This window comes from Paracoccus wurundjeri (genome assembly GCF_030678915.1).
Lineage (GTDB): Bacteria > Pseudomonadota > Alphaproteobacteria > Rhodobacterales > Rhodobacteraceae > Paracoccus > Paracoccus onubensis_A.
Genome location: NZ_JAUUTZ010000011.1, coordinates 1 through 22171, shown reverse-complemented (window position 1 = coordinate 22171; position 22171 = coordinate 1). Strand labels below are relative to the sequence as shown.

The following is a 22171-nucleotide window of genomic DNA, read 5'->3' as shown; positions in this document are numbered from 1 at the left end:
GAGATGCAGATTTTCACCTGCCCTTTCTGCGGTCCCCGCGACGAGACGGAATTCCATTTCGCCGCCGAAGCCGGCAAGAAACGGCCCATGCCGGCAGAAACCGCGACGGACGACGAATGGGCCGAGTATCTGTACATGAACAGCGCATCACGCGGTAAGGCGCAAGAGGTCTGGCTGCATGTCACCTGCGGTGAGTTCTTCCTGATGACCCGCGACACTGTCACCCGCGACGTGACCGCGGTCACCCCCTTGCCCGGGAGGAACGCATGAGCGGATGGCGTCACGGCAGTGTTGGCAGCCAGATCGATCGCGCCACCCCCCTGCCCTTCACTTTCGATGGCAGGCCGGGCTCCGGTTTTGCAGGCGACACGCCGGCATCTGCGCTGCTGGCCTCAGGCATCCGCGTGCTGGGCCGCAGTTTCAAGTATCACCGGCCGCGCGGCCTCTGGGGCATGGGAAACGAAGAGCCCAACGCCATATTCGACGTGACCGAGGATGGCCGGACCACACCGAATGTCCGCGCAACGACGGTCATGCTTCGTCGGAATATGGCGCTTCGTTCGGTGAATACGGCACCGGATGCCGCGCGGGATCGAACCGGAATGCTTGACCTTTTCAATCGCTTCCTGCCCGGAGGGTTCTATTACAAGACCTTCATGGCCTTTGGCTGGATGCGGTGGGAGCCGATGATCCGCCGGATGGCCGGGCTGGGGCGGCTCGACCCCGGGCACTGCCCGCCCGCCGATATTCCGCAGTTCAATGCGCGATGCGACCTGCTGGTCATCGGAGCCGGCGCGGCGGGGCTTGCCGCGGCACGGGCTGCCGCACGGAACGGCCGCGAGGTCTGGCTTGTCGACGATGCCCCCGAACCGGGCGGCAGCCTGCGCTGGCGCGGCGGAGATATCGACGGCGGCGATTGGCTCGAATTCACCCGTGACGCCATCGGCGCGATCACCGCCGCCGGTGGCCGCATTCTGAGCGGGACCACCATCTGGGGCGCCTTTGATCACGGGCTCTTTGCGGCATGGGAGCGGCGCGATGGCAGCCCCGATCGGCTATGGCGGATCCGAGCCGCTGAAACCGTGCTGGCGACCGGAGCCGTCGAACGGCCTCTGTGGTTCGCCAATAACGATCTGCCCGGAATTCTGTCCGCCGAGGCCGCACTGCACTATCTCTCGCTTTACGGCGCGGTTGCCGGGCGGCGTATCCTGCTCGCCACCGGGAACGATGCCAGCTATCCCGTCGCCGCCGCTCTGGCACAGGCGGGCTGTGATGTCACCCTTGCGGATGTCCGCGCCGATACGCCAGCCACCCCGGACGGTGTCGGGCATCTGAGGGCGGCACGTCTGACACATGCACATGGCCGGAACTCGGTCGCCGGAGCAGTGGTTGACGGCCGCATAATCGAGACCGATACGATTCTGGTCTCGGGTGGCTACACGCCCTCGGTCCATCTGCATTGTCAGGCCGGCGGCAAGCTGGATTGGGACACAGGCTCGGATTCCCTCATTCCCCGCCCGGGCAGTTCGGCCTTGCGGGTCGCAGGAGCGGTCAATGGCAGCTTCAGTCTTGCCCGCGCATTGGCCGAAGGTCATGCGGCAGGCCGCGGAACCGGCCCGGCACCGCGGGCCGCGGCAGGCGATTGGCAGTTTTTCCCGATGCGCCCCGATCCTGACCTGCGCGGGCGGCAATGGATTGACCCGCAAAACGATGTGACGCTCAAGGACATCAAGCTGGCCGCGCAAGAGGGTTATCGCTCGGTCGAACATCTGAAGCGTTACACGACGCTCGGCATGGCAACGGATCAGGGCCGCAGCGCGAATTTTGCCGGGCTGGCCACTATGGCGGCGCTTACCGGCCGGACCATCCCCGAAACCGGTACCACCACCTATCGCCCGCCCTTCTCTCCGGTTCCCCTCGGCGTGATTGGCGGATTACGGCGCGGGGCCGTGTTCAATGCGCCAAAACGCCTTCCGCTGGAAATCGCGCATAAGGCGCGGGGCGCCATGTTCCGGGAATATGGCGGCTGGCTGCGCCCCTCGGTCTACGGAACGGATGACGAAGCCGTGCTGGCCCAGCAAGAGGCCCTTGCCGCACGGAAAAGCGTGGGGCTTTACGATGCTTCCCCGCTGGGCAAGATAGAGGTGATCGGCCCCGGCGCAGCCGAACTGCTGGATTATTGCGGCTATCTGCGTCTCTCGACGCTGAAACCCGGGCGCGCGCGATATGGCTTTGTGCTTGGTGAAACCGGGATCGTGCATGATGACGGCGTCGTCTTCCGCCTTTCCGAGAACCGCTTCGTCGTTTCGGCATCATCATCCCATGCCGCAAGTGTCCGGATGATTTTGGAAGAGGCGCGGCAAGATGTCTTTGATCCCGCGAAAAGCTTTATCCATGATGTCACGGCTGGTTTCGCCACGCTGACCGTAACCGGCCCGAAATCCCGCGACCTTCTGATCGCGGCGAATCTGCCAGAAGCCCTGTATGACGACGCGAAGCTGCCGCATATGTCGGTGACGGAGACTTTCTGGAACGGCCACAGCCTTCGCGTCGCGCGGGTCAGCTTTACCGGCGACCGCTCTTACGAAGTGACGGTGCCGGCGCGTCACGCCCCGGCTCTTTACAGCGCATTGGAGGCCGCCCGACAAGAGGTATCCGGGCGCTGGATCGGCATGGAAGCGGTGATGATCCTGCGCGCGGAAAAAGGCTTTATCCTTGTCGGCAAGGATACCGATGGGCTTACCATGCCGCATGATCTGGGCTGGCAGGCCTCGCGCGAAAAGCGGAAGGACGAATATCTTGGCCGCCGTTCGCTTTTCACGGCAGAGGCAAGGCGCACGGATCGCCGACAGCTTGTCGGACTGGAGATCGACGGGGTTACGCCCCTGCCCACGGGGGCGCATCTCGTACCGCTCGAAGGCCAGCGGCGCTCTCTTGGATTCGTCACATCAAGCTATTTCAGCCCGATCCTCGGCCGCCCGATTGCACTTGCGCTTGTCGAGGGCGGCCGCAACCGGATCGGAACCGAACTGGGTGTGTTCCACTTGGGCAAGATCGGACGGGTCAGGATTTGCGACAGCTGTGCATTCGATCCGACATGGGAGAGATTGCATGCGTGAGCGCGACTGGACCAACGCCGCCCCCGAAGCCGGTGACCTGATCGAGGCGCAAGGCGTAACGGTGCGGTGCCTTGCGCCCGGTGGCGCCACGCTGATTTCCGGCGATCTCGATGCGGCCGTGACGGTTCTTGCCCCCGGCGCGCCGATGATCGGCCTGCTGGAGCAAATCCCCGATGGTCCCTTTGCCCTGCGGATTGCCCGGGACAGGGCGCTGCTTTGCACGCAGGAACCGCTTGATTTCAGACCCGGCTGGCATGAGGTCTTCGCCATCAGCCCTGCTGACGATCTTTACGTTCCGTTCGAAATTGCGGGGGAGAAAGCCGAGGCTCTTCGCAACGGCTGCATGTCGGCGCAGGCGGGTTCCCTGTCGGCGATGACTCTTTTCGGAGACAAGCAATGTCTCGTCACCCGTGCGCGTACCGCGATCCGCGTCTGGCTCCCCCGGTCCGAAACGGCGGAACTCTGGACACGGCTTCAGGTCTTGTCACGGGTCTGAATGCCTGGCTGACCGTTCTACAGAAGGTCGAGCCACCGTGGAATCGCCAGCGACAGGCCCGGCCAGAAGGTCGTCACCAACATCACCGGGAGCGCCACGAAGCCCATCAACCCCAGTGCCGGGCCGACGGCCTGCAAAATCGGCACCCGGCAAATCTTGCAGGACAGGAACAGGGTCGGCGCCACTGGAGGGCTGTTCGCTCCGATCACCACCGAACAGGCGACGATCGCCGCGAAATGCACCGGCTCGACCCCGTTCGCAACCATCAACGGCAAAAAGAGAGGCGCGACCACCACGGTCACCGACACGTCGTCCATCAGTGCCCCGGCAATGATCAGCACCAGATTGACCAGCAGCAGCGCCCCGATCGGGCTTCCGACGATCGACTGTATCGCCTCGGTCAGATCCTGAGGCACCCGCTCAAAAGACATGATCCGCGAGATCATGAAGGAAAACAGCAGGATCAGGATGATCGTTCCAGTCGTTTCCGCAGCGTTGACGACGCTTTTACGCAGGCTGCTCCAGGTAAACTCGCGATAGATCAGCCCGCCGATCACCAGGGTTGCGACAGCCGCGACGGCGGCGGCCTCGGTCGGGGTGAAAATGCCGCCATAGATACCGCCAAGAATGATCAGGGGAAGCGAGAGCGCCGGAAGTGCCCTGAACGTCACGCGCGCGAACCTTTCGGGTTTTTCGTCGGGGATATCCACTTCCTCGAATGCCCGCCCCACAAGGAACCTGTTATAGAGGATCAGTCCGATGATCAGGATAATCGCGGGCCCTATCGTCGCGGCGAAACAGGCTGCCACGGATTGCCGCGTCACCACGGCAAACAGGATCATGGTGATCGAGGGCGGGATAAGTATCCCGAGCAGTGAGGAAACCCCCAGCAATGCCGCGATCCGTCCGCGCGGGTAGCCGCGCTCGACCAGGGGTTCGGTCATGATCGAACCGATCGAGGCGATGGCCGCCGTCGCCGTGCCGGAGATCGCGCCGAATACGCTTGACGAAAGGACCATCGCCGTTCCCATACCGCCCCGGCCCGTCGCCAGACGGCTGACAAAGGCGATGATCCGCCGAGCGATGCCGCCTGACTGCATGAGATAACCGGTCAGGATGAACAGCGGCAACGCGACCAGCACGATCGAATTGAGAGACCGGAAGCCCTGCAGCATCAGGGTGTCCAGATTGACGTCATAGACCCATGTCAGATAGGCGAGGACCCCGGCGAATGACCATGCGACGGGAAGCCCCAATCCCATCAGGACGATCAGCAGCGGCAGAGCGATCAACCCATACATTCAGTTCCTCCGATATCGGCGGATAGCATCCAGGATATCGCGCAGCCCGTAGCAAAAGCATCCCAGAGCCGCGAGACCGATCGCCAGCTGCGGAATCCAGAGAGGAATCCGCAATGCCGGCGTCATCTGCGGCCGCTGAATCCCCCAGGAGAACATGTGATAGGCCCAGACGATGAAAAAGATCGTGATGATTGTGGTCAGCACCGCAATCAACAGGTCGTGCAAAGCCTTCTTGCGCGGCGAGGTGATATTGCCCGCGATCCAGTCCACGGTCAGATGCTCGCCCTTGCGCGAGGCGATGACGGCGCCGGTCATGTAAAGGGCGACCGCTGACAGCATGATCAGTTCATGCAAGCCGACCACCGACATGCCAAGAAGATACCTGGCCACAACCAGAAAGGCCATCATTCCTGTCAGTACGGTGGCCGAGACCACAGCAAGGAAATCAAGCGCAAACGCGATGATCCCGCCCCGGGCGCCGTTGCGGTCCTTTGCGTCAATGTTCTCCGGCATTGGCCCGGATCGTATCCATGATCTCTGAACCGATCCGCTCTTCCATGAGCGGCCAGACATCGGCACGAACCTTCTTGGCCATCTCGGCCAGTTCCTCCTCGGATGGTTCGATATAGGTCATGCCGGCTTCCTTGGCCTGTTCGATATAGTATTGGTCCCGTTCCTGCGCCTGTTCGAAAGCTTCCTCCATGACGGTCATGGCAGCTTCCTGCACAACCTCCTGATGCTCGGGCGGAAGGTTTTCCCAGGAACCCGAATTCATGGCGATCACCCCGGTCACGAATTGCATCCTGGTCTGGTTGTAATAGTCGAGCACGTCACGGAAATACTCGTAATCCCAGTAGATGATATTGGCGCCATCGCCATCGACAACGCCGGTCTGAATCGCGGTGAACACCTCGCTCCAGTCGATCGTCGCCGTCTGGTAGCCAAGCGCCTGAACCGATTCAGCCATCGGGAACATGGCGGGAACCCGGATTTTCAAGCCCGAGGCCTCTTCGGCGGTCATCGCATATTTGCCGCGCGAGGCAATCCCGTTGAAACCTTCCGGCCACGGGCCGAAGAACCTGAGGCCGAGATCATCATAGATGCCGACCAGTATTTCATTGACCCAGCCGCCGGGTTTGTATGCCTCGAATGCTTCTTCCCAACCGGTCACCATATAAGGAGTGAAAAGCACGCCGAGGCGTTCGTCATAGGCCGTGATCGGCCAGTTGATCATCATATCCACGTCGCCGGCGACGAAAAGATCGAAGACTTCTGCCTGACTTCCCAGTTCATTCTGGTAGAAGACATCGACCTGAACCTCGCCCCCGGTGCCTTCCTCGACCAAAGCGGCCCAGCGGTCGAGCGCATCCCCCGACGGAGAACCTTTGGCCCCGGAATCGGTGGCAAGCTTGAGCTGGGTTTCCGCCCAAGCCGGGCTCAGCGCCAGCATCACCGCCGCAGCCCCCAGCGTTACGACCTTCTTCATAAGCATATCGTCGCCTCCCGTTTCTGGCTTGCCGATCAATCCCGGCAGCCGTTTTACGGAAAGATTGGACATAGATGTCCATTGATGTCAATCCGTATCGGGCCTGTCAAAACAGGATCGGGCCTGAATAGCTGCCCCGGATCTTTCATCCAGCAGCGGCTGAATCCCGTTTGTGTTTGATCCGGCCCCCGAAACTTCTCTTGATCAGATCACGCCCGAAAGCCAAGGCAACATCCGCGAATTGGCTTGGACCTATACCCGGATTCCCGTTCGCAAGGACCGGCCTTGCCACAGGAATTCCCGGAACTTTGTCACGGCTGAAAGAGGTAAAAATGCAGAGGCTTCGGATCTTTGAAGAAATGGATTCCGGGGCCCGCGGATGGCATTGCAGCTTAGTGCCCGATCCGGCTTCAGCGTATATTCTTCATGACCGGTGAACTCGCGGAGTTTTCTGTGGAATATATAGCGACTTCTTATCCGTGAGGCCGCCTGAGCCTTCGGCATGTTAAAGTTCGGTCAGGGTCCCCTCAAATGCTTCGGCGGTGAAACCAAGCGTTTCCGACAGAGTCGGATGCGGATGGATAGTCAGGGCCAGATCTGTGGCATCGGCAGCCGTTTCGATGGCCAGCACCGCCTCGGCAAGCAATTCGCCCGCATTCGGGCCGGTGATGGCCGCGCCAAGGATTCTGCCGCTGTCCGGATCGAACAGCAACTTGGTCAGCCCGTCGGCCCGCCCCATCGACAGGGCGCGGCCCGATGCGGCCCATGGGAAACGCTCGACCCTCAGCTTGCGGCCCTGAGCCCTGGCCTGTACCTCGGTCAGACCGGCCCATGCGATTTCGGGATCGGTATAGGCAACGGAAGGGATCGCCATAGGAGCGAAACCCGCCTTATGTCCACAGGCGGTTTCGGCGGCGACCTTGGCCTCATGCGTGGCCTTATGCGCCAGCATCGGCTGGCCCACCACATCCCCGATGGCGAAGATATGCGGCTGGCTGCTGCGCATCTGCTCATCAACAGGGATGAAGCCCTGATCGGAGACGGTCAGCCCCGCAGCCTCCGCCTCCAGCGAGGCGCCGTTCGGCCGACGTCCCACCGCAACCAGAATGGCGTCGTATCCGGCCTGCCAGTTGCCTGACTTGCCCTCGAAACTGACGGTCAGCGTCTCGCCGGCTTCCACGGCGCTCACACTGGTTTCCAGATGCACGGCGTCATAGCGATCCTCGATGCGCGACATCAGCGGCTTGACGATATCCTTGTCGGCACCGGGAATGATCTGATCCAGCCGTTCGGCGATGGTGATACGCGATCCCAATGCATGATAGACCTGCGCCATTTCCAGCCCGATGATGCCGCCGCCCAGGATCAGCAGCCGCTGCGGAACCTGTGAAAGCTCAAGCGCGCCGGTGCTATCGATAATCCGCGGATCGTCGGGCAGGAAGGGCAGCCGGACCGGGCTGGAACCTGCCGCGATGATCGCCTGATCAAAGCGGATCTGGCGCGAACCGTCCGGCGTCTTCACCTCGACCTCATGAGAGCCGGTGAAGCGGGCCATGCCCTGCACGGTGGTGATCCTGCGTCGCCGCGCCAGCCCCGCAAGACCACCGGTCAGCTTGCCGACGATCTGCTCTTTCCAGCCCCGTATCGCATCAAGATCGATCTGTGGCGCACCGAAACGGACGCCATGCGCGGCACCTTGGGCGGCATCGTCAATCAGCCTGGCTATATGCAGAAGCGCCTTTGACGGGATGCAGCCAACATTCAGGCAAACCCCGCCAAGGGTCGGGCGCGCGTCGATCAGCGTCACTTTTCGCCCCAGATCGGCGGCGCGGAAAGCCGCCGTATAGCCGCCCGGCCCCGCACCGATGATCAGCAGTTCGGTGTGGTCCTGCGGGGAAGATGGCAAGTTTGAGTCTGTGGTCTGGACCGTCGCACCCGCTTCCACATCGGTTTCAGCCTCCACCCGCATGATCAACGTCCCGGCACCGACGCGATCACCTGCGGCCACCAGCAATTCGATCACTGTCCCCGTATACGGAGCGGGAATGTCCATCGTCGCCTTGTCGCTTTCCAGCATCATGATGGTGTCGTCAGTGGCGATACGGTCGCCGGGCCGCACGTTGATTTCAACGATAGCGACATCCTTGAAATCGCCGATATCGGGAATGTGGATTTCCTTGATCATCGGGCGCGGCTTACAGGCTGATACGGCGGAAATCGGTCAGCACGTCCCTGACGAAACCAAGGAAATACGCCGCCGCAACGCCGTCCACGGCACGATGGTCCCAGGAAAGGGACAGGGGCTGGATCAGGCGCGGCTGAAAGCCCTGCCCGTCCCATACCGCCTTGATCGCGGATCGGGTCATGCCAAGGATCGCAACCTCGGGCGCGTTGATGATGGGCGTGAAATTCGTGCCCCCGACCCCGCCAAGCGATGAAATGGTAAAGGTGGCTCCCTGCATGTCGGCAGGCTTCAGCCGCCCGGCGCGGGCATCGGCAGCCAGTTCGGTCATCTCGGCGGCGATTTCTCGCAGACCCTTGCGGTCGGCATTCTTGACCACCGGCACGACCAGCCCCTCCGGCGTGTCAGCCGCAACCCCGATATTCCAGTATTTCTTCAGCACCATTTCGTCACCATCAAGCGAAGAATTGAATGCCGGGTAGGCCTTCAGTGCAGCAACAACAGCCTTGACCACAAAAGACAGGATCGACAGCCTGGCCGCATCCTTGTCGGCATTGGCTTGCTTGCGGAACGCTTCAAGCTCGGTCACATCAGCTTCGTCAAAATTCGTGACATGCGGAATAATGATGGCATTGCGCGCCAGTGCAGGACCCGAGATGCGCACGATCCGGGACAGCGGCTTACGTTCCACCTCGCCGAATTTGGCGAAATCGACGCGCGGCCAGTCGGGCAGGCCCAGCCCGATGCCCGGGCCAGACGCGGCCGCGGGCGTCTGCAACGCGACCTTGACGAAACCCTGCACGTCCTCGCGGGTGATCCGGCCCTTGGGTCCGCTGCCGGTGACTTGCGCCAGATCGACCCCCAACTCGCGGGCGAATTTGCGGATCGAGGGCGAGGCATGGGGCGGCAGCCCGTCCGCCGGGGCCCGGACCGCAGGCGGTGAGGCAGCCGGCGGTGTCGCCCTTGCGGCAGGTGGCGCGGGTTCGGCTGCCCCCACGGGCGCGGCGCGGTCGTGCCTGGCGTCAGGGACATCCTCTGCTATCTCCTCGGGCTCGATTTCAGCCAGCAGAGAACCTTTGCTGACCTTGTCTCCCATGCCGACATGCAGCGCCGTGATACGGCCCGCCACCTCGGTCGGAACATCCAGCGTCGCCTTGTCGGATTCGACCACCACGATCGTATCGCCCGCGCCGATCACATCGCCGACCGATATCGGAATTTCGACAATCGGGACATCGCTGAAATCGCCCAGGTCCGGGACCGCGATCTTCACAAATTTGCTCATCTCGATCCGGCTCCTTCAGATAGTCCAGGGGGCGGGCGCGTCGGGGTCGACACCCAGTTCCGCAATCGCACCCAGCAGCAGTTTCCGTTCGGCATGCCCCTCGCGGACCAGCGCCTCGATCGCCGCCAGCGCGATACTTTGCGCGTCCACCTCGAAGAAGGCGCGCAGGGCTGTGCGGGTATCGCTGCGTCCGAACCCGTCGGTGCCAAGGGCTATGAGCCGCGCGTCCAGATAAGGCGCAATCATTTGCGGCAAGGCGCGGACATAATCGGTGGCGGCAATGACCGGCATCGTCCCGGCCAGCAACCTTGCGGCATGGCCGGTTTCCGGCATTTCGGCGGCAGATAACCGGTTGCGACGCTCGATTTCGCGCGCGTCGCGGGCCAGTTCGGTGAAGCTGGTGGCGCTGTAGATATCGCTGGCGATGCCGAAGCGATCCGCCAACAGATCAGCGGCAAAGATCACCTGTTGCAGGATTGTCCCCGACCCCAGCAGCCGGACCCGGGTCCCTGATCCCGAGTCCCCCCGGCTGTCCAGCTTGTAGAGCCCCTTGACGATATCCGCCTGCGTTCCCGGTTGCAGCGAGGGCTGGGCGTAATTCTCGTTCATCACGGTGATGTAATAGAACTCGTCCGCCTGATCCTGCATCATCCGCCGCATGCCGTGATCGATGATCACCGCCAACTCGCCCGCGAAGGCAGGATCATAGGCGCGGCAGTTCGGGATGGTCGAAGCGATCAGATGGCTGGTGCCGTCCTGATGCTGCAAGCCTTCGCCCGACAGAGTCGTGCGCCCCGCGGTTGCGCCCAGCAGGAAGCCACGTGCCCGCTGATCGGCGGCGGCCCAGATCAGATCGCCGATCCGCTGGAAGCCAAACATCGAGTAATAGATGTAAATCGGCAGCACCGGCGTATCATGCACGCTGTAAGAGGTGGCGGCGGCGGCCCAGCTGGAGATCGCCCCCGCCTCGGTGATCCCCTCTTCCAGCAACTGGCCGTCCTTGGCTTCCTTGTAGAACATCATCGAACCGGCATCTTCGGGTTCGTAAAGCTGGCCCTTGGGCGCATAGATACCGACCTGCCGGAACAGGTTATCCATTCCGAATGTGCGCGCCTCATCGGCGACAATGGGAACGACGCGCGGACCGAAGCTCTTGTCCTTCAGCAACCCGCCCATCATCCGCACGGCGGCCATGGTGGTCGACATCTCCTTGCCCTCGGCGGCCAGCGCAAATTTGCCGTAGCTGTCCAGTGCCGGAACGGAAATGCGGTCGCGCTCTGCCCTGCCGGTCAGGCGCGTGGGCAGCGCCCCTCCAAAAGCCGCGCGGCGCGCGCGCAGATAGACCATCTCGGGACTGTCCTCGGCGGGCCTGTAGAATTTCAGCCCTTCCAGATCTGCCTCGGATAAAGGCAGGCGGAATCGGTCCCGGAAGGCGACCAGCGCCTCCATATCCAGCTTCTTGGACTGATGCGCGGTCATGCGGCTTTCGCCGGCATTGCCCATGCCATAGCCCTTCTTGGTCTTGGCCAGAATCACGGTCGGCCGGCCCTTGTGGGCTTTGGCAGCGGCAAAGGCGGCATGCAGCTTGCGGAAATCGTGACCGCCGCGTTTCAGGGCATGAATCTCGGCATCGGTCATATGGGCGACCAGATCGCGGGTGGCGGGATCGGTGTCGAAGAATTTCGCGCGGTTATAATCGCCGTCCTTGCTGCCCAGATCCTGATACTGCCCGTCCACGGTTTCGGCAAAGCGGCGCAACAGCACCAGTTCCTTGTCGCGGGCGAACAGACCATCCCATTCCGAACCCCACAGCACCTTGATGACGTTCCAGCCGGCGCCGATGAACAGGCTTTCCAGTTCCTGGATGATCTGGCCATTCCCACGCACGGGACCATCCAGCCGCTGCAGGTTGCAGTTGATGATGAAGGTCAGGTTGTCAAGATTTTCACGCGCCGCCAATGTCAGCCCGGCAATGGATTCCGGCTCGTCCATTTCGCCATCGCCGAATACACCCCAGACGTGACGCCCCGCCGTGCTGGCCAGCCCGCGCCCTTCCAGATAACGCATGTAGCGCGCCTGATAGACCGCACTGATGGGCCCGATTCCCATCGAGCCGGTCGGGAATTGCCAGAAATCCGGCATCAGCCAGGGATGCGGATAGGAACACAGCCCGTTCCCCCCGACCTCCTGCCGGTAATTGGCCAGTTGCGCCTCGCTGAGGCGACCTTCCAGAAAGGCACGGGCATAAACGCCGGGGGCCGAATGAGGTTGGAAATAGACCAGATCTCCGCCGAATTCATCGGTTCGGGCGCGGAAGAAGTGATTGAACCCGGTCTCGAAAATCTCGGCCGCACTGGCAAAGCTGGCAATATGGCCACCCAGTTCACCATAGGCACGATTCGCGCGCACGACCATGGCCAGCGCATTCCAGCGGATAATCGAGGTAATGCGCTCCTCCATCTCCAGATCGCCGGGATAGCTGCCCTGCTGCGCAACCGGAATCGTATTGCGATAGGCGGAATAAGGCTGACCGTTCAGAAATACCCCATTACGGCGAGCCACATCCTCGAGCTGCCGCAACAGGAATTGCGCCCGCATGCTGCCGGAATTGGCCGCCACCGAGGCCAGAGCATCGATCCATTCCTGCGTTTCGACCGGATCGGGATCGGCGATCTCCATCCCGCGAGGCTGCAATTGCGTCATGATGATTGTCCCAACATAGTTTGGCGCAGACTCTAGGATGATGCTCACCGAATATGCTGCCAAAGCCGCTGGGGAATGCCAGAAAGTTAGGCAATAAATACTGGAAAATGAAATTTTTGCAGCAGAAGATGCTTTTATAAATCAAATATTACAGTCATATTGTTTGCAATTTCGTCATCTGGCGGAATTCACCCGATCCCGCCGATATTCGCGGCATGCGTCGCTGACGAAAGCATATGCGCATTTATCACCGCCTTCGCCGCGGGTTTCACGGCACCAATCGGACGAATGGCCTAGACCGGCAGTGCCGTCTTGTACTTCACTTGCTTCAGGGCAAAGCTGGAGCGGATGTTGGAGACCCCCGGAATGGTTGTCAGTTCCTTGACGATAAACCGCTCCAGCGCCTGAATATCGGTCACGATCAGGCGCACCAGATAGTCGCTGTCGCCGGTCATCAGATAACATTCCATCACTTCGGGGAAGGAATTCATCTTCTGCTCGAAGGTTTGCAACGCGCGTTCCACCTGCTTTTCCAAGGTAACCTGAATGAACACGCTGATCGACAGGTCCAAGGCCCCGGGGTCAAGCAAAGCGACATAACCCCGAATGAACCCATCCTTTTCCAGCTGCTTCACCCGGCTGAGGCAAGGCGAGGGCGACAACCCGACCCGCGCGGCCAACTCGACATTGGTCAGCTTGCTGTCTTTCTGCAATTGATTGAGGATACGACGATCCGTGGCGTCAAGCGCACGACGCAGCATAACAAGCTCCTATCTTTCAAATATCTCGTATGTTCTGCCGATATATCGGATTTTTCCGTCATTATCTGCAAGATATTTTTGCTGATCCCGCATAAAATCAAAGCATCCTTAGCACAGCAAGATCAGAGCGATGTCCGAAACTGCTCGACATAGCCAGCTTCGCATCACTTCATCAGCCAAGGCGCATCCGAGATCAGCCGGCGAATGCCAGGTTCGCATAGCCCGGAAAACCCCGCCACGGCCCAGCCCTACCCCTTTCGGGGCAAAGCGCCGAATCCGGCACGGTTTTTTCTTTCACAGAATTGAAGGGCGCGCCGAACGGTTTCAGCATTCATGGGCGCGGCCCAATGCCAAATTCTTTCTTCAATAAAATTAATGATTTATGCGATATTTTGGTGCCGGTTGCAGGAATCGAACCCGCGACCTTCTGATTACAAATTTGTCTCCGGCCATTTCCGCCACATTGTCCGAAACCCCTAGATTACCGCCGATTACCGCATAATAATTTGTTAATGTTGATTTATTTATATGCCACCCCTACCCTAACCTTCGCCACGAGAACACAGGGGTTTCCGTTCAATTGATTCCGATTTGATTCCGGAAATTCCGATTATCGAGGGAAAGCCATGGCCAGGATCACCAAGCGTATCGTCGATGCCGCAACACCGACCAACAAGGAATTCTTCATCTGGGACGAGGAACTGAAGGGCTTCGGCCTTCGCGTTTATCCATCGGGGCGCAAGATGTATCTGGCACAGTTCCGGACCGGCGGCCGGCTTCGCCGGATCAATATCGGCCTGCACGGCGCCGTCACCCCCGACCTGGCGCGAACGGAAGCCATGAAGCATCTCTCCGGCGTCCGTCTCGGTGCCGATCCCGCGGGTGAGCGCGACCGCCGGAAGGCATCTCCGACGGTAAAGGAATTCGGCACGCGCTTTCTCTCCGATCACGTCGCGCTCCATTGTAAGGCAAAGACTCATCGCGAATATCAACGCGCCTTTGACCTGTACATCAATCCGAAGTTTGGCAGTCACCGGATCACCGACATCTCTCGCACCGATGTCGTTAGGCTGCACCAGTCAATGAAGCAGACGCCCTATCAAGCGAACCGAACCGTCGCAATCCTGTCTGTGATGTTCACCGTCGCGCATTCCTGGGGCATCCGCACCGATGGAATGAACCCATGTTGGAAGGTGAAGCGCTACAGGGAAGAGAAACGCGAACGCTACCTTATCCCTGACGAGCTTGCCCGCCTCGGCAAGGTACTGGACGAGGCCAGGGACGAACCCGAGGCCGTCAACTGCATCCGCCTGTTGCTGCTGACCGGCTGCCGGCTCAGCGAAATCCAGACCCTGAAATGGGATTATGTCGACTATACCGTGGGCGTTCTCCGACTTCCGGACTCCAAGACCGGTGCCAAGCTGGTTCCGATCGGCAAGGCCGCGATCGAGGTGCTCAAGAACATACTCAAGGTTGAAGGGAACCCCTATGTCATCACCGGCCGCATCGAGGGCCAGCATCTCACCGACATGCAAAAACCCTGGCGCCGTCTGCGGAAACGCGCCGGGTTGGATGATCTGCGCATCCATGACCTGCGCCATAGCTTCGCATCAGATGCGCTGCAGCTCGGGCAGGACCTGACCATGATCGGACGCCTGCTGGGGCATACCCAGGTCCAGACCACCGCCCGCTACGCCCATCTGAAAACTGATCCAATTCGATCGGCGGCAGACGAGGTTTCCGAGGCTGTGGCGTTGGCACTTTCGGGCTCTGTCAGGGAACGTGCCGATGAGGCAAACACCGCGACCTGAGTTCTCGCAAAACCGCGCTCGCGTTTTGCAAGGCGCGAGTACCGGAGCGGATTTGTCCGGGTGGATACCTGTTTCGCCGGATCAGGAAAACCGCTGTGACTTGAAGGAAACCCCTTGATTGCCACTCATTCTGACAGCATATAATGACAGAAAGAATGGAGATGACCATGCATATTGAGGCATTTGCTGAAGGTGGACAGTTCGCCCCCGGGCGCATCGCCGCGGTTTTGCGCACCACCCGTGACGAGGTGGCCCGCACCGTGGGCCTCGGCCGCGATGCGGTGATGCGCCCCGACCGCGTGGCCAGCCCCAAGACACAGAAACGCCTGCGCGAGATGGTCGAGATCCTGAACCGGGTCGAGCCCCGGTTCGGCTCGACATTGATCGCCTATGCCTGGTACCGGTCCGAGCCCCTTGCCGGGTTCGACGGGCAAACGGCCATGCAGCTGGTGCGCGAGGGGCGGGCGAGTGAGGTCATGGATTATATCGACGCGGTCGATGCCGGCATGCATGCCTGAGCCGCCATGCGCTATCAGGGTCTTCTCTATCGCGCGCTCAATCCGGTCTGGGCGCGCGAGTCGCTATCGGGCGAAGGCGCCCGGCGATATGGCGGGCGTTTCAACCCGAAAGGTACGCCTGCGCTCTACACCAGTCAGTCGATCATGACCGCGATCCGCGAGGCGAACCAGATCGGCAGCTTGCAACCCACGACGCTTGTCGCCTACCAGGCCGATCTGGAGCCCCTGTTCGACGCGACGGACACGAAGGCGTTGCAGGAATACGAAATCACCCGCGCAGAACTGTCGGCGGATGATTGGCGGATCAGGATGCGCGAAGACGGCAAGGCACCGACGCAGACATTATCCGACCGGCTGATCACGGACGGATTTGTCGGCATGCGGGTCCAGAGCTTCGCCAAGGGAGCAACCGAGGCCGACCTGAATATCGTTCTCTGGAAATGGGACAATGCTCCACCGGCTCAATTGGCCCTGATTGACGACGAGGGGCGTCTCGGCTGAACGGATGTTCCCCTGGCCGAGAGCAGGCTCTCCATCGCCATAATTGTCGACCATCTCGGCAATGCCGACCCGGCCCATTTCACCCGCGCCTTTCGTGCCTGCACCGGAATGACCCCCAACGCCTACCGGGTCCTGCACCCGGACGAACCGTTCGTGTCACCGGGCAGTGGCAGCCTCAAGGCGCATGAGAAGATTGCCCGGAATCCGGCAGATGACCGATGTTCACGCCGCCTCAGCCGTTGAGGGCCGTGAAGACCGCGTCGAACCGCCCCTCCGCCTCGGCGTTGCGCAGAAAGGCGACGCGCTCGACAAGGATCTCATCGGGGACGATATCCTGCGACAGGATACCCATCACCTCGCCGATGAACGCATCGAGCGGCAGCGCCATTGCCTGCCGGGACTGACCGGGGGTCAGCTCGGTCGCCACGAGCGGCGGGACGATTTCATGAATGGCAACAGAGGTCTCGCGCAGCTGGTGACGCAGCGACTGCGTCCAGGAATGGATCGCGGCCTTGCTGGCCGAATAGACCGGGTTCCCCGCCTTGGGGACAAAGGCCAGACCCGAGGACACAGTGACCAGAGCAGCGGCTGGACGGCTCTGCAGATGCGGCAGCAATGCGGCGGCCAGACGGATCGGGGCCGTCAGGTTGGTGGCGATGGTCCGTTCGGCCACGTCGAGAGACACGGGATCGGCGGTGTAGTCCTCGGCCTCCATGATGCCGGCATTCAGGATCGCCGCATCGAGATCGGGATGATCGGCCAGCAGACCTGCGGGAAAGGCGGCCAGTGCGGCCTCATCGGTGACGTCCAGCATATATCCGGCCATGTCCGGGTTGCGGTCCAGCATTTGCCGCAGAGATGCCTGCTTGCGTCCAGTGATTACGATCCGGTTACCCCTGGCTTGCAAAGCCTCGGCCAGAGCCTGCCCGATACCCGAATTGCCGCCGGTGATAAGGATCTTGCGATTGGTGAATTGCATGGGTCTTTCCATTTCTTCCAGGATGGCCGAAACATGATCCCGACGCCATCACATTGAAAGTAGGCACCCAGAAAATTTATACTTACCCAAAAGAGAGCATCCTGAAATGACAGATAAATCCCTGCAAGACAGGCTGATGGGCATCCCGGAAACCGATCCGGAACTCGATCGTCTCGTGACCGGGATCATCGGCCGGGTGGCCGACAAATGGACTATGCTGCTGATCGAGATCCTGACTGAACGCGGCGATTGCCGCTTCGGTGAGCTTGGCCGGGCCTGCGAGGGCATCAGCCAGAAGATGCTGACCCAGACCCTGCGCGCGATGGAGCGTGACGGTCTGGTCACGCGCACCGTCTATCCGGTCATACCACCCAAGGTCGTCTACGCGCTCACGGATCTCGGGCTGGGATTGAGCGAGGCGTTCTGCGGCGTCTGGAAATGGGCCGAGGCGAACCGGGAGAGGATCATGGATGCGCGGGCGGATTATGCGGCGCGTGAAGCATGAATGGCGACAAGGATTGATGGTAAAGGCGTGAAGCCATGAAACGCCACCAAAGAGGTAGCCCTGCTCAGCGCACTCACAGGCAATTAGTTGATGTGACCGGCCCGTTCATGCCGTTCAGTGTCCTGTGCGATGTCGCGGTGCGACTTCACTGAACCGGTCATTCATGCCGATCGCAGCGAAATCAACCAATCAAACTGGTAAAATGCGGACAAATTTGCCTTTCGATGGAACACCTCGCTATCCGGCGCAAATTAAAGATCAGAAGCCGCCGAAGCTGCTGAACGTCGCTTCTCTGTCAGGAAATCAACGACAGCCCGCAGCTTCGGCGCCATCTGATCGTGCGTCGGAAGGTAGAGATTGAACCCGTCGAAAGGCGGGCACCAGTCTTCCAGAACCCGGATCAGCGCGCCCGACTCGACATGCCGGTGCACGGCGAAATCCATGTGCATGGCCAGACCGACACCCTGCAGCGCGGCGTCCAGCACCATGCCGTCATTGTTGACGACGAATGATCCCTGCGGGTGGAAGATAGCGCTTTGGCCGTCTTCCGGGTTGGTCAGCTCCCACCCCGCGATGGTGTGGCCCATGCCGAGGCGAAGCCCCAGGCAGTTATGGCCATCAAGATCGGACGGTTTCTCGGGTGCTGGATTGGTCGCAAAATAGGCCGGCGAGCCGATTACGGCGAGCGAGATCGGCAGGCAGAGCGGCACAGCGATCATGCTATCTCCGACATCTTCGCGTAATCTCACACCAGCGTCGCAACCTTCGCGGATGATATCGCCGAACTCGTCCTCGATCACGATCTCCAGCCGGATCTCGGGATAGCGGCGATGGAACTCGGCTAGATGCGGTAGCAGGAGATAGCCCGCCGCGATGCGCGAGCTGTTGATGCGCACCTCGCCCGTGGGCCGGTTCCGCGTGTCCTGGAGCGCGCTGATGGCATGCTCGATGGCGGCAAGACTCGGATCGATCTGCGCTAGCAGCACCCGGCCTTCCTCGGTGGCCGAGACGGAGCGCGTCGATCTGTTCAGCAGGCGGATGCCGAGCTTGTCCTCCAAAGCCTTGATCGTCTGGGAAAGGCCCGAGGCGGTAATGCCGAGTTTCGCCGCTGCACGCGTGAAATTGCCCTCGTGGGCAACTTCCGCGAAGGCTGCGATGGCGGGTAGAAGGTTTCGGTCCATGAGCTACATCATTAAGTCAGGCTACATATTGCATGTAGATATGCCCGTATTCTCATTCCAGTCCAACGGTCTATTTATTAGCCCAGATGATAAGCGACAATCTGTCCGCCCCGCGCGGCAGTAAGTGAAGGATAGATCGATGACCAAAACCCTGATCCTCGGCGCGAGCGGCCAGATCGCCCGGCATGTGGTCGACATGCTGGCGGGTCGCGGCGATGCCGACATGACCCTGTTCCTGCGCGATGCGAAGAAGCTGGGCCGCGATGTTCCCGCCAATGCCCGCGTCATCGAAGGCGATGTTCACGATGCCGCCAAGCTGAAGGACGCCTTGGCCGGTCAGGACATCGTCTATGCTAATCTCGCCGGCGATGTCGATGCACAGGCAGAAGCTATCATCACCGCGATGCAGGCAACCGGCGTCCGCAAGCTGATCTTCTGCACCACGCTCGGCATCTATGACGAAGTGCCCGGCAAGTTCGGCGAATGGAACAACCGCGAGATCGGCGAATATTTTCCGCCGTATCGCAAGGCGGCTGACCTCATCGAGGCATCGGCCCTGGACTATGCCGTGCTGCGTCCGGCCTGGCTGACCGACGCGGATGAAGTCGACTACGAGACCACCGAGCGTGACGAGCCCTTCAAGGGCACGGAAATCGCGCGCAAGAGCGTGGCAGCCGTGGTTGTCGAACTGATCGAAGCGCCGGGCGCGCTCGGCAAACGCAACATCGGCATCAACAAGCCCGGTAGCGACGGCGACAAACCTGCTTTCATGTGAGTGAAGCTGGCCCGTTCGCGGGCCGGTGAGAATGCCCCTCAAAATCCCGAAACCAAGGAGACCGCATTATGGAAACCGTGAAGATCCGCAATCGCGACATGTATTGGGATATCGCCGCCGATATCCATTTCCCGCCGAATTTCGACAAGTCGAAGAAATATCCGGCCATCATCAGCGCCCATCCGATCGGAAGCTGCAAGGACCAGACCTCGGGCAACGTCTATGGCGAGGCGCTGGCCAAGGAAGGCTTCGTCGTCATCGCCTTCGACCGTAGCTTCCAGGGCGCCAGCGGCGGCGAGCCGCGCTCCGTCGAAGATCCGACACAGGCGGTCGAGGATTTTCGCCGTGTCGCCGACTATCTGGTGACGCTCCCTTACGTTGATGAAGACCGCATCGGCGTGCTCGGCATCTGTGGCGGCGGCGGTTACGCGATCAACGCAGCGATGACGGAACGCCGCATCAAGGCGGTCGGCACCGTCACCGGCGCGAACTACGGTCGCCTGATGCGCGGCAACTTCACCGCGCTCAACCCGATCGCGGCGCTCGAAGCAATGGCGAAGCAGCGCACGGCGGAAGCCCGCGGCGAGCCCGTCAAGGTCGATGACCTGCTGCCGCCGTCGCCAGAAGAGGCCAAGCGCCTCGGCGTCACCGACCGCGACCCCTTCGAGGCAACCGAATACTACCGCACGCCGCGCGGCCAGAAGCCGAACGGGCTAAACCGCTCCGTGCCTTCGCATCAGGCGGCGGCGGTCGGTTGGGACGCCTTCCATCTTGCCGAGGTACTGCTAACGCAGCCACTCTGCGTCGTGGTCGGCGACAAAGTTGGAGCCTTCGGCGCCTATCGTGACGGCTGCGAGATCATCGAGCGTGCTGCTTCAAAGAAGAAGGAACTGGTCGTCGTCGAAGGCTGGTCACACTACGACCTCTACGACAAGCCCGAGCCGGTCAAGCTGGCGCTGGGCAAGCTGGTTCCGTTCTACAAGGAAAATCTCTGAGCATAGCAAAATGGCCGCCACTCAAGTTGGCGGCCATTTTCGTTTCGGAATCTTTGCCGAACACCGGGCTCAATCCAAGTTGCAATCTCTCGTAGGCGGCACTGCAATCGGTAACATGGGCTCGGAGCCGACTTGCAGCGCCGCAGAGTGCCCAACTCCCAGTCCGACGTGCAATCAGGCGCGCGCGGCCCTGAGCCGTCGTTCATCGCGCGACCATTGTGCTGCAGTGCGGCTAGCCAGACCAGGCTTTCGTTGCACATGCTCGATCTCCAGTGTGCCTCCAAAGGCAATCAGAAAAGTGGGTAGAAAGCGTTCTCCCCTAAGAGTACAGACATTCGTACGCTCTAGAATGGGATCTCTTCGTCAGGGCCGCTGCTGACATCTGCTCGATCGGCCTCGATATGTTCGATGAACGCGAGGGCATTGTTGCAGAATTCGAGATTAGAGCGCGGTTTCCCCTTTCCCGGTAGGGTTCAAGTCAGGCGCTCGATCTCGGCCTGGCCGAGAGCGTTGAATCGGTTCATGAGGGCGATGCGGATGTGGATTTCGGCGGTCTGGCGGTCGGGGTCTCGTGAGGCGATCCTCTCTCCGAAGGACTTGAGACCGCGCATCTTCGCCTCGATGCGACTTCGGACATGATAGCCGGACCAGTTCTTCCAGATCGCGCGCCCAAGGTGCCGGGTAGCGCGCAGAATGTCATTTCGGGCCCTCGCAGCAGGGCAGTCCTCTTTCCAGAAGCGCCCGTTCTTGCGGATGGGAATGATCGCGGTGCCGCCCCGCGCGAGGATCGCGGCATGGCAGCGGCGGGTGTCGAAGGCCCCATCGCCGGTCACGGTGCCGATCTCCCGATCCGGCGGGATCTGGTCCAGGAGGTCTGGCAGGACAGGGCTGTCGCCCTCGCGGCTTGAGGTGAATTCCACGGCCACGATGTCGCCCGAACCCGTGTCCATCGCCAGATGGACCTTGCGGTATTGGCGTCTGCGATGCGTGCCGTGCTTGCGCGCCAACCATTCTCCGTCACCCAGGAACTTGATGCCGGTGCTGTCCACCAGCAGGTTCAGCGGCCCTGGCGCCCGGCGGCGCGAGATCTCAACGGCGATGTTCTTTTGCCTGCGGCTCAGGGTGGAGAAGTCGGGGACCGGCCAATCCAGCCCGGCCATCTCCAGGATGCTGGACACCATCCCGGCCGTTTGCCGGAGCGGCAGACCAAACAGGACCTTCACCATCAGGCAAAACTGGATCGAGGCATCGGAGAACACCGGCGGGCGGCCAGTTCGCCCCGCCTTGGGCGCCAGCCAAACCATGTCCTTGTCGAGCCAGATCAGCGTAAGCGCGACGTTGCGGCCCTATGCTGCGAGGCTTGACGGCTGGTTGAAGCGCCATGGCATGAGGTCTTCGATACGGCTTTGCGGGTGACCGTCGAGGATGGCGCGCAGGGTGGTGGCGAGATAGTCGACCGGGATCACGTCGGACATCTTGCAGGTAGCGACCAGCGAGGCGAGCATAGCCCAGTTTTCGGCGCCGACTTCATTCCCGGCGAAGAGTGCATTCTTTCTTGTCAGGGCAATCGGCC

20 protein-coding genes and 1 pseudogene are annotated in these 22171 nt (G+C 61.2%); 10 read left to right on the top strand and 11 right to left on the bottom strand.

The features are described from left to right. The first annotated feature begins 3 nt into the window (after nucleotides 1-3). Genes Q0601_RS12370 through Q0601_RS12360 form a run of 3 tightly spaced genes read left to right on the top strand, consistent with a single transcriptional unit; the run spans nucleotide 4 to nucleotide 3615 of the window. Entirely contained in the window at nucleotides 4-270 is a 267-nt protein-coding gene (locus Q0601_RS12370; protein WP_305290139.1) for a sarcosine oxidase subunit delta, read from the top strand. Then, nucleotides 267-3119: a 2Fe-2S iron-sulfur cluster-binding protein gene (locus Q0601_RS12365; RefSeq protein WP_305290138.1), complete on the top strand. Its 2853-nt coding sequence runs from the start codon at nucleotides 267-269 to the stop codon at nucleotides 3117-3119. The genes Q0601_RS12370 and Q0601_RS12365 overlap by 4 nt, the downstream gene beginning before the upstream one ends. After that, nucleotides 3112-3615 carry a hypothetical protein gene (locus tag Q0601_RS12360; protein ID WP_305290137.1) on the top strand — a complete coding sequence of 168 codons (504 nt, stop codon included), beginning with the start codon at nucleotides 3112-3114 and terminating at the stop codon, nucleotides 3613-3615. The genes Q0601_RS12365 and Q0601_RS12360 overlap by 8 nt, the downstream gene beginning before the upstream one ends. Nucleotides 3616-3632: 17 nt before the next feature. Here Q0601_RS12360 and Q0601_RS12355 read toward each other — a convergent pair whose 3' ends face one another. The 7 genes from Q0601_RS12355 to Q0601_RS12325 form a co-directional block, all read right to left on the bottom strand. Then, a complete protein-coding gene (locus Q0601_RS12355; protein ID WP_305290136.1) occupies nucleotides 3633-4916 on the bottom strand; it encodes a TRAP transporter large permease in 1284 nt (427 codons plus the stop codon). Continuing rightward, nucleotides 4917-5429 (bottom strand): TRAP transporter small permease, encoded by a 513-nt coding sequence (locus Q0601_RS12350; protein WP_305290135.1) that lies wholly within the window; start codon nucleotides 5427-5429, stop codon nucleotides 4917-4919. It lies immediately after the preceding gene. Next, nucleotides 5413-6408 (bottom strand): TRAP transporter substrate-binding protein DctP, encoded by a 996-nt coding sequence (gene dctP / locus Q0601_RS12345; protein ID WP_305290134.1) that lies wholly within the window; start codon nucleotides 6406-6408, stop codon nucleotides 5413-5415. Before dctP ends, Q0601_RS12350 begins: the two co-directional genes overlap by 17 nt. Nucleotides 6409-6907: 499 nt before the next feature. Continuing rightward, complete coding sequence (gene lpdA, locus Q0601_RS12340; RefSeq protein WP_305290133.1) at nucleotides 6908-8587, bottom strand: dihydrolipoyl dehydrogenase; 1680 nt, start codon at nucleotides 8585-8587, stop codon at nucleotides 6908-6910. Nucleotides 8588-8597: 10 nt separating this feature from the next. Further along, the gene (locus Q0601_RS12335) at nucleotides 8598-9869 is read right to left on the bottom strand and encodes a 2-oxo acid dehydrogenase subunit E2 (RefSeq protein WP_305290132.1); all 1272 of its coding nucleotides are present in this window, start codon (nucleotides 9867-9869) and stop codon (nucleotides 8598-8600) included. A 15-nt stretch (nucleotides 9870-9884) separates the two neighbouring features. Next, complete coding sequence (gene mdeB, locus Q0601_RS12330) at nucleotides 9885-12572, bottom strand: alpha-ketoglutarate dehydrogenase (protein WP_370656130.1); 2688 nt, start codon at nucleotides 12570-12572, stop codon at nucleotides 9885-9887. 293 nt (nucleotides 12573-12865) lie between these two features. Then, nucleotides 12866-13333 carry an Lrp/AsnC family transcriptional regulator gene (locus tag Q0601_RS12325; RefSeq protein ID WP_305290131.1) on the bottom strand — a complete coding sequence of 156 codons (468 nt, stop codon included), beginning with the start codon at nucleotides 13331-13333 and terminating at the stop codon, nucleotides 12866-12868. 626 nt (nucleotides 13334-13959) lie between these two features. Here Q0601_RS12325 and Q0601_RS12320 point away from each other — a divergent pair. The 4 genes from Q0601_RS12320 to Q0601_RS24695 all read left to right on the top strand — a co-directional run bounded on the left by Q0601_RS12320 (nucleotide 13960) and on the right by Q0601_RS24695 (nucleotide 16406). Next, a complete protein-coding gene (locus tag Q0601_RS12320; RefSeq protein WP_305290130.1) occupies nucleotides 13960-15144 on the top strand; it encodes a tyrosine-type recombinase/integrase in 1185 nt (394 codons plus the stop codon). A 161-nt stretch (nucleotides 15145-15305) separates the two neighbouring features. Next, nucleotides 15306-15662, top strand: coding sequence for an antitoxin Xre/MbcA/ParS toxin-binding domain-containing protein (locus Q0601_RS12315; RefSeq protein WP_305290129.1), 357 nt, complete (start codon nucleotides 15306-15308; stop codon nucleotides 15660-15662). A 6-nt stretch (nucleotides 15663-15668) separates the two neighbouring features. Continuing rightward, a complete protein-coding gene (locus tag Q0601_RS12310; protein ID WP_305290128.1) occupies nucleotides 15669-16163 on the top strand; it encodes an RES family NAD+ phosphorylase in 495 nt (164 codons plus the stop codon). A 12-nt stretch (nucleotides 16164-16175) separates the two neighbouring features. Then, nucleotides 16176-16406 (top strand): helix-turn-helix domain-containing protein, encoded by a 231-nt coding sequence (locus Q0601_RS24695; protein ID WP_370656132.1) that lies wholly within the window; start codon nucleotides 16176-16178, stop codon nucleotides 16404-16406. Here the strand turns inward: Q0601_RS24695 and Q0601_RS12305 are convergent. Beyond that, on the bottom strand, nucleotides 16396-17142 hold the full coding sequence (locus tag Q0601_RS12305) for an SDR family oxidoreductase (RefSeq protein ID WP_305290127.1): 747 nt from the start codon (nucleotides 17140-17142) through the stop codon (nucleotides 16396-16398). The genes Q0601_RS24695 and Q0601_RS12305 overlap by 11 nt on opposite strands. 106 nt (nucleotides 17143-17248) lie before the next feature. On the opposite strand from Q0601_RS12305, the gene Q0601_RS12300 reads away from it, so the two are divergent. Next, the gene (locus tag Q0601_RS12300; RefSeq protein WP_305290126.1) at nucleotides 17249-17647 is read left to right on the top strand and encodes a winged helix-turn-helix transcriptional regulator; all 399 of its coding nucleotides are present in this window, start codon (nucleotides 17249-17251) and stop codon (nucleotides 17645-17647) included. A gap of 251 nt (nucleotides 17648-17898) precedes the next feature. Here the strand turns inward: Q0601_RS12300 and Q0601_RS12295 are convergent, their stop codons facing one another. After that, complete coding sequence (locus Q0601_RS12295) at nucleotides 17899-18828, bottom strand: LysR substrate-binding domain-containing protein (protein WP_305290125.1); 930 nt, start codon at nucleotides 18826-18828, stop codon at nucleotides 17899-17901. A 139-nt stretch (nucleotides 18829-18967) separates the two neighbouring features. Here Q0601_RS12295 and Q0601_RS12290 point away from each other — a divergent pair, with 139 nt between their 5' ends. Then, on the top strand, nucleotides 18968-19603 hold the full coding sequence (locus Q0601_RS12290) for an SDR family oxidoreductase (RefSeq protein WP_305290124.1): 636 nt from the start codon (nucleotides 18968-18970) through the stop codon (nucleotides 19601-19603). 68 nt (nucleotides 19604-19671) lie between these two features. Continuing rightward, nucleotides 19672-20598, top strand: a complete 927-nt coding sequence (locus Q0601_RS12285) for an alpha/beta hydrolase (protein ID WP_305290123.1) — start codon at nucleotides 19672-19674, stop codon at nucleotides 20596-20598. Between the two features lie 473 nt (nucleotides 20599-21071). On the opposite strand, the pseudogene Q0601_RS12280 reads toward Q0601_RS12285, so the two are convergent. Both Q0601_RS12280 and Q0601_RS12275 read right to left on the bottom strand, forming a co-directional pair. After that, nucleotides 21072-21923, bottom strand: a pseudogene (locus Q0601_RS12280) (IS5 family transposase); the annotation flags it as partial. A gap of 21 nt (nucleotides 21924-21944) precedes the next feature. After that, nucleotides 21945-22171: transposase domain-containing protein (locus tag Q0601_RS12275; RefSeq protein WP_305290122.1), on the bottom strand; the 227-nt coding region annotated here is incomplete at its 5' end.